General features: G+C 39.6%; 6 protein-coding genes and 2 pseudogenes. 5 read left to right on the forward strand and 3 right to left on the reverse strand.

Annotated features, from left to right (window positions below):
* Positions 1-185: 185 nt before the first annotated feature.
* Positions 186-410, forward strand: a complete 225-nt coding sequence (locus tag AABK37_RS38555) for a hypothetical protein (protein ID WP_432556693.1) — start codon at positions 186-188, stop codon at positions 408-410.
* Between the two features lie 145 nt (positions 411-555).
* On the forward strand, positions 556-1,512 hold the full coding sequence (locus tag AABK37_RS38560) for an aldo/keto reductase (protein ID WP_432556694.1): 957 nt from the start codon (positions 556-558) through the stop codon (positions 1,510-1,512).
* A gap of 209 nt (positions 1,513-1,721) precedes the next feature.
* Here the strand turns inward: AABK37_RS38560 and AABK37_RS38565 are convergent, their stop codons facing one another.
* Both AABK37_RS38565 and AABK37_RS38570 read right to left on the reverse strand, forming a co-directional pair.
* Entirely contained in the window at positions 1,722-2,219 is a 498-nt protein-coding gene (locus AABK37_RS38565) for a PIN domain-containing protein (protein WP_432556695.1), read from the reverse strand.
* Positions 2,216-2,506 (reverse strand): hypothetical protein, encoded by a 291-nt coding sequence (locus tag AABK37_RS38570; RefSeq protein WP_432556696.1) that lies wholly within the window; start codon positions 2,504-2,506, stop codon positions 2,216-2,218. The genes AABK37_RS38565 and AABK37_RS38570 overlap by 4 nt, the downstream gene beginning before the upstream one ends.
* A 254-nt stretch (positions 2,507-2,760) precedes the next feature.
* On the opposite strand from AABK37_RS38570, the gene AABK37_RS38575 reads away from it, so the two are divergent.
* From AABK37_RS38575 to AABK37_RS38585, 3 genes and pseudogenes are all read left to right on the forward strand, one after another.
* Positions 2,761-6,579, forward strand: coding sequence for an AAA domain-containing protein (locus tag AABK37_RS38575; protein WP_432556697.1), 3,819 nt, complete (start codon positions 2,761-2,763; stop codon positions 6,577-6,579).
* Positions 6,557-7,438 carry a hypothetical protein gene (locus AABK37_RS38580; protein ID WP_432556698.1) on the forward strand — a complete coding sequence of 294 codons (882 nt, stop codon included), beginning with the start codon at positions 6,557-6,559 and terminating at the stop codon, positions 7,436-7,438. The genes AABK37_RS38575 and AABK37_RS38580 overlap by 23 nt, the downstream gene beginning before the upstream one ends.
* A 728-nt stretch (positions 7,439-8,166) precedes the next feature.
* Positions 8,167-8,244 (forward strand): annotated as a pseudogene (locus tag AABK37_RS38585) (hypothetical protein); the annotation flags it as partial.
* Positions 8,245-8,315: 71 nt separating this feature from the next.
* On the opposite strand, the pseudogene AABK37_RS38590 reads toward AABK37_RS38585, so the two are convergent.
* Positions 8,316-8,401 (reverse strand): annotated as a pseudogene (locus AABK37_RS38590) (IS607 family transposase); the annotation flags it as partial.

The raw sequence follows: 8,401 nt of genomic DNA on the forward strand, positions 1-8,401 counted from the left end.
ATTTTGGGTGCTAATTGTGGATTATTGTGCGCCATTTGGGGGAGCGCGAAGCGTCTCCGAAGGAGAAGCCTGCCCAATTTTGGACAGGTTTTTCCCAAGGGCACAACATGTTGTGCCCCTACAGGCGTACTTCACTAGATCGGGAAACGCTATAAGACATTTTTGGGTGAGTTGGTAAGTAAAAAATGGGACAGTACTACAAGTTCATCAACACTACAAAACAAATTGAATCAATTGTTTCGCTTCCTTTTAATTTTGGGCTGCCTTGGGCAAAGAATTTAGAGTCTTACTCTCAAGAAGAACTAAAAGAGAAGTTTGAATATGTGAGAAAAAATAATAATTGGAGTGAAAATGATGAAGTTATAGCTTTGGGCGATTATGGAAATATTTTATACTACCCAAAAGACTAAAATAACAGTTAGTTGATAGTAATTCTATACAATGCTCATCACATGTGATTGATAAAAATCTTTCCTCCGAATCAAGTAGGTGTTGTGGCACTTAGTTTAAATTGAAGAAGCTTTGAATGGGTAAAGTAGTTTGAGTGTAGTATATATGGAAAAACGTAAACTTGGACGCTCTGAACTAGAAGTATCACCAGTGTGTTTTGGTGGCAACGTCTTTGGATGGACGATTGATGAAGCCACTTCATTTGAAATTTTGGATGCCTTTGTTGCGGCAGGAGGCAACTTCATTGATACTGCTGACGTTTATTCTAGATGGGTTGAGGGCAATGAAGGTGGAGAATCCGAGACGATTCTGGGGAAATGGATGAAGCAGCGCCGTAACCGTGATAAGGTGATCGTCGCAACCAAGGTTGGTAATGATATGGGTCCCAAAGGCAAAGGACTTTCTCGTTCGCACATCCATTTAGCTATCGAGGACTCACTGCAAAGGTTACAAACGGATTACATCGATTTATATCAATCACATATCGATGATGAAAGTACTTCACTTGAGGAAACCCTCGAAACTTATGCAGAGTTACTCCGTCAGGGGAAAGTGCGTGCAATTGGAGCTTCAAATTATAGTGCAGATCGTCTTGTAAGGGCATTGCAAATCAGCGAACAGCATGGGTATCCTCGTTATGAGAGTCTTCAACCCCTCTACAACTTGTATGACCGAGCCGACTATGAGCAAGACCTTGAACCACTTTGCATTGAACAGGAAATTGGCGTCATTAGCTATTTCTCTCTCGCCAGTGGTTTTCTTTCCGGGAAATACCGAGAGGAGAAAGATTTATCCAATAGTTCCCGTGCTGGTTATGTAAAAAAATATTTAAACGCTCGTGGCAGGCGAATTTTAGAGGCAATTGATGAGGTGGCAAAAACTTATAATACGACTCCCACCCAAATTTCACTCTCCTGGCTCATCCAGCGTCCTAGCATCACCGCTCCCATCGTTAGCGCGACAAAGCTTGAGCAACTCAACGATATCATCAAAGCTGTCAATATAAAGCTCGACCAAGATAGTATTGTCCTTCTCAATCAAGCTAGTTCCTCAAACAGCTAGTACGGCTACCAAGTAAGTCAATAGTCAACAGTCAACAGTTATTCCCCCACATCCCCCCATCTCAAGAGCTTTCCTCTTTGAAAAAGGGCGGCACCCAATCGATGCTTGGCTTGGGCGAAGGGCTGGGGGGTGAGGGCGATCGTCTACGACGGGAGAAAAGCGCCATCGTAGCCCGCTTTTATCGCCTGTCCAAAAATTGGAGTAATGCATTACCAACCATAAGTCCGAATATTATTAAAATTAATTGTATCAATACCTACTTTTTGCAGATAATTAGCTAACTTGAAATCATCTGTAAGCACTAAATATTTATTTTTTGCTAAAGTCACAATTCCACAGTCAGTCAGCCCGTATTTAGTAAAATTATCTAGCTGAACAGCATTTACACTTTCAATATAAAATTCATCTAATGCAGTCATCGCTTGAGCAAAAACAGAATAACATTGAGAACGTTCTGGTTCACCAATCTGGTTAACAAGACTATTCACTTCAGTAAGAATATTAGGTGTTGTAACAATTTTTGATAAATATGACAAGATGCTCACTAGCAAATCGTAATCTTCCGGTAAAAACTTTTCAGTTCGATTAAATTGTGATATTCTACTTTGATTTACAGTACCTACAAACCAAAGCAATAAAATATTTGTGTCAATTAAAATTCCTTTTTGTTTGTAACTTTGAAACAACGAGCGAATATAATCTTTCATACCTCACGAATTTTCATCGATTTTAACTCCCCCGTTTCTGCATCTACTGTAAATATTTTATACTCACGTTCATATTTAGTAGTTAAAGAAATAGCGTCAGGAATAAGCGATCTTTCAGTCTTAGCTACAGGACGACTAAAACCTAATGTAACATACCAAAATTTTTGATTTTCTGACAATTCTACTTCTTCAAGCAAGATATCATTGATAGAATTACCTATCATATCCTGTATATCTTCAAAATACTTTTTAGCAGCCACAACAGCACTACGCACATTAATTTTCATATATTTTTACCTTTCGTTTATAGTTTTAACTTGATTTTTTGGCTGTTAACAGTTAACCGTTAACAGTCATCAGTCAACTAATCACCCAGTAATACCCGTGTCTTCATGGTAAACGCCATTCATTAGGTCAAGGTCTTGGCAGGCGATCGCCTCGGAAAATTAGCTTTAACTAATAGTGGCATTTTCCGCCGGGAAATGCTGGTTTTAAGTACCTGATAAGATTTGGAAAACTTTGTTGGTAAGGGCAACACTAGATGAACAACGGCAAAGTCAGAGCAAATTTCTTGAAAATTTGGAAAGCATTTTTACAGGTTGAAGAGAACATCGCTAAGGCAAGTCAGTTTTGTGTATCTTTTTTAGGTCATAACTATGGAGGTACAAGCCGGATCAGTTTTGAGATTAATGTAGCCTCAGCTACCCTTGATGGCGTATATGAAAACTCCCTTGATGTAGAAAACTTTTGGGAACGGGTAAAACAAGCAAGAAACGAAGAGGTAAAGCTTTTCGAGACTGCTCCTACAGGAAAAAATTGGCGAAACAGTCGTCAATTAGGGTCTATCGAACAAGTTGATCCCAACCGTTGCATCATTTCGGTAAGGCTAGAGCGTGACTTAGCTGACTACATAGTAGCAGGGCGTTATCAGCTACCAGCTACTGGATTCTTGTTTTTCGAGGCAGTTGGTAACATCCAACAAATTCAGCGTAAGAAAAAAGCCTTGGACGACTTGAAAAATGGTCGTAGCCAGAATTCTTATTTGGGAAACTTTTTATTCGACGCTTCCCAGGCAAGATCCATCCAAAAAACTGTTCAAATTAAACCAGAGAATTTATTATTATCCTCTGCTAATCCTGGTCAAAAAGCAGCAGTCGAAAAAGTGCTTGCGGCTGAGGATCTAGTTCTTATCCAAGGTCCACCAGGTACAGGCAAAACCACCGTCATTGCCGAGATTTGCTATCAAGTTGCCCTTCGGGGTGGACGCACTTTAATTGTTTCTCAAGCCAACTTAGCAGTTGATAACGCTCTGAGTCGATTAGTTCACAACCCGGCAATCCGGGCTGTGCGAAAGGGAAAAGCCGAAAAAGTTGGAGAGGAAGGACAGCCATTTCTGGAAGACCGAGTGATTGGCACATGGCTGGAAAATACCGCTACTGATTGCGAAAACAGCCTTGCCAAACGCCTCGACAATGTACAAGTTTTACCTCAATTGCTGGCATCATCAGAGCGATTTACAGCTTACTTGAAAGCAGAAGAAGAATTCAATCATAAACAAAATAAATTAAATCAGGACAAGGCAAATTTAGAGGCAAATTGTCAAAAACAAAAAACAGCCTACAAAGTATTGATCGCACAAAAAAGTGAGGTTCAATTTCTCATTGCTGGCTTGGACAATCTATTAGATACTGCCCCGAGTGTCAACTGGGAAACTCCAGAATTAACAAACTTTTTGCCGCGTCTTAAACCCTATACAGAAGGAAACAGTTTAGTAAAAAACTTTTTGGCAAATGTTCGTACAGCCATCAAGTATACTGATGAATTTGGCTTTGTTCACCCCAATCGCGGTGCATTTGGATTGGCAGTTTGGTTGCGTGAGATAGCGACTGAAATATCCGAATTGAGAATAGCATCTAGTTATGCTCAAGATGCTAGTGCAGCCATATTGGAAGTTGCTGATTCAGTCCAGGTTTTCAAACAAAATTCTACTTATTTGAATCAACTACAAACAGATTATCAGCAATTTATTACCAAGCAGCAAAGCCTACAGCAAACAATCCAGAACTGGGAAAACCGCAAAGGGGAAATTGATTTAGTTATAACCGCTGTTAAGGAATGGAAGTCTACAGCATATTCCAGACTGTATGAAATCTTGAACAATTGTCAGCAATCTGGTCAACTCTTAACAAATGATAAGGTGCAATTACCATCAGAGTTGCTGGAACTCGCTAATTCATCTAACTTACCACTTGTACCAACATACACAGTTAACAAAATCGATTATCTGCCAGATTGGGTGAGATTGAGAAAAGCGTTGTCTTTTGAGGTAGAGGGAGGTTTTATTGACTTACAAGGTAAGCAGTACAATTTTGGTTATTTTTTATATATGAGTTTGACTGAGATTCCAATGGTGCTGTCAACAAGCGATCGCGTACAGTGGCAGGAGATTGCTGAAAAATTTATTAACTATCCGCGACTCGACACAAATCAGCGACGACTTATAGTTAAAAATACCCAGCAATTTTTAAGCAATATGCAACAAATGTATGCTGCATCATGGGAACCGAATAACATCGAGTCTACCCTCAACCGTATTGCACAAGAACTGCTAGAAAGTATCTTGACAAATGCACGTAAATGCGTTTTACCAGTTAAAACTAAAACCGAACAACAGCTTCAGCATCTACAAAGCCAATTAAACGAACTTCAAAGAACAGAAATTAATCAACAGCAAATATCCGCTGCCCAAGAGCAGGTAGAAATAGTGCGGAAAGAAGCTAACATCAAACTTAGCCGAGTTACCAATATTTTGCAGGAACTTATCCGACAGCCAAACCTACCCGAACAATTACGCATTATAGCCGAACAATATCTCACCAATCAATCATATATATGGGAGCAACCCCAACAATTTTCAACGCTAGTGCATAATTGGGAAAGCCATACAAGTCAGCTTGAAAGCTTAATTTTATCATTAGAGCCTTTTACAGTATTGGAGAGTATCAAAAATTCTTTAGATGAACATCTTTCCCGGCTAGAACAAGAAACTGCAACTTCTATACATGAACTCGAAGAATTACAAAAACAACTATGTAAACTAGAGAAAGAAATACAACCACTATCAGAAGATTTAATCGCAGAAAGAAACTGGTGGCACACTGTATGGCAAGCGATACCCGATCAACTAAAACCTGATATTGTTTCTACGGAGTTGTTTAATTTAGACTTTTTACGCAGTGTCAAAAAGAAGTTTAACTATTGGCACTCGCAACTTCAAAATGATGAAACTTATCTCAACCGATATCAGCACTTTGTCGAAGATTGGATTGAAAAATTACGCCAACCTTCATCAGGCGATCGCAACGATTTAAGGCGTATTTATTTAGATAACGCTAACGTCATTGGTATCACCTGCGTTCAAGCTGCAAATCGCGATTTTTCGGAAGAATTTAAATACTTTGATGTTGTCATCATTGATGAGGTCAGTAAATGTACTCCACCAGAGTTACTAATCCCAGCTTTAAAAGGCAAAAAGTTAGTAATGGTAGGCGACCATCGTCAATTACCACCTATGCTCGATACTAGCACTTTATCAGAAGTAGCTCAAGAAATTGGCAGTACACGAGAAGAACTGCAATTTTTAGAAGAATCATTATTTAAAATACAGTTTGAAACTGCTAACGAAAGCATCAAGCAGATGCTGACTACTCAATATCGAATGCACCCTACTATTATGGGCGCAATCAATCAGTTTTACAACGGTCAGCTAGAATGTGGCATCTTACAGCCTAACACTAAACGCGCACATAATCTCGCAGGCAAAAACATCAAAGAACATCACCATCTCAACTGGGTAAAAATGCCTCTAATAAATGAATTTAAAGAATCATCAAAAGGAACTTCTTTCTTTAATATTCCAGAAATTGATGTTATCGAATGTTTGTGTCAGCAAATCAATGATGCTTGGTTTGATAAAGTTGCGAATGGTGAACCAAAAAAAGAAATTGCCGTGATTACATTTTATGGCGCTCAACTGAGAAAAATTGATGAGCGTCTTCAATCTGAACTTTTCCCTTCGCTGCAAATTCGCACTGGTACTGTAGACCGATTTCAAGGTATGGAAAGACCTATTGTAATTGTTAGTATGGTTCGCAACAACAGTCGGGGAGATGTGGGATTTGCCAAGAAGCCGGAACGAGTTAACGTTGCTTTTTCCCGCGCTCAAGAACTATTGATAATTGTTGGCTGTCACGATTTATTTACTCAGCAACCGGGCAAAATCGGAAGTATGTACTCCGAGGTTTCAAACATTGTACGTCTTCATGGAGGTTTCATTGATGTTTCTTCAATCTGCTGCTAAACCTATTGATGATAGTCTCAAGAAATTGGTGGACGAAATCGAAGCGCAAAGTCCAGCTTTATCAGTTTTGGCAGCGCGTCAATTCCGGTATAGTTTATATCAAATTCCTGTAGAAGTCACTATCAAGGAACCCCGCCATTTCAATGTACTCGAAGAGTTTATCATCCGCGCTGGTATTGAACTTAACCCTCCGCCAACAGAGAATGAATTAGCCTCTGTACTTGGGCTTGATCCTGTATTTGTGCGAAGTACCGCTAGAACTCTTAAAACGTTACAAACTCTGTCAGCAACATCGCCAATTACAGTTACTCCAGAAGGGCGTTTATTCTATGAGAAAGGGTCTGTACCACAGCCCCCATACTCTGTACAAGTTTATGCTGTTGCCGACCCCTTGAACGAAAAAATTATCTTTCAGTCTGAACCTTTAAGTACAGTTGTTTTGAAACAGCCTGACTTGGCAGATTTTGTCAAGATCGATCGTAAAATTGCTGATATTTCTTCCTTATCAATTGAGTCAGTACAACAAATTATTTCGGCTTCAGGTTTAGCACTTCATCTGCCAAAATCAGGAAAAATCGTCACTTCCTGTAAAGTAGTAGCTCCGACTCAAACAATTTGGAAAACAATATCGCTTTTCGTTCTCTTCGATGTACTTGAAGATAAATTGAGCCTGCAAGTAAGAAGTGGAAAGCAAATTTTAGAGTCGATTTCAAACTGGTTGTCAGCGCTGCAAACTGAGGGTAAAGTCTCCTTACAAGCGTTGTGTGAATTGTCAGACGAAACCATCAATATTGAGCGTGAGACGACTCTCAATAAGAAAAATGCAGAAATTGAGGCTAGAGTTGAAAAGATTCAGTAGCAGGCGCTGGAAACTGCATTCCTTCAATGCAGAACCGCAAAATAGTACTGTTGTAGCAGTCAAATCACTCTTTGGGTGCGTTGTCAAAGCAGCGCAACGCACCTTGCACAGTTGTTGGTGCGGACTTCTAAAAGCATAACGCACCCTACTACTGTTGTAGCAGGTACTTTAGGGGATTTTAAGTAAGTTTCCGTATTCTCTGCAAGAGTCGGTGAGAGAGCTTGTGTGCTATTTGCAAAAGAATAGAAGGATTTTCCAAAAGATTTTATATTGTGAGTCGATCTGTTATCTGTCAATTTATATACTTACAAAACATAATTTCTAGTTGAGATTCCTGAGAAAATTTGGGCAGAGAACACCATCAAACGTATATTATGAAAATTCTCCACAAAATTATTAAAACAGCAATTATTGCTGGTATGGTTGCTTGTGCGATCGCGTTTGTAACCCCAGCACTTTCCCATAATGTTGACCATCATAAGTATGAGCGTACCGTGTCAGCAATTGATTTTTTTACCGAGGCTGATTCTGCTGCAAACAGCAAGCGTCTGATTAACAAATACAAAGCTTATAGACCAACTGTTAGAAAGAATGTTGTTGACCTTACCCCAAAAGAGAAACAGGCATTCGTTAATGCTGTGCGGGCATTAAAAAATATTGTACCAAGGGGTAGCCGTACTAGTATCTATGACCAGTTTGTTGCAGTGCATGTGGGAGCTATGGGTTTAATGTACGATGATGCCCAAGGTCCTGCTGCCGGACATGATGGTGCCCATGAAAGCGCTATATTGCTAGCGTGGCATCGTGAGTTGGTATACCGATTTGAAAAAGCCTTGCAATCAGTAAACCCCAATGTAACGATCCCATTAGCGATTAATTTCACCTTGTCTTTATATTTGCGTAGCCCATACAAGCGTGAGCTAAAACAATGTATTATAGACAACAAATCTTCTACTAATTCTT

The organism is Tolypothrix sp. VBCCA 56010 (assembly GCF_050875635.1).
Classification (GTDB): domain Bacteria; phylum Cyanobacteriota; class Cyanobacteriia; order Cyanobacteriales; family Nostocaceae; genus Hassallia.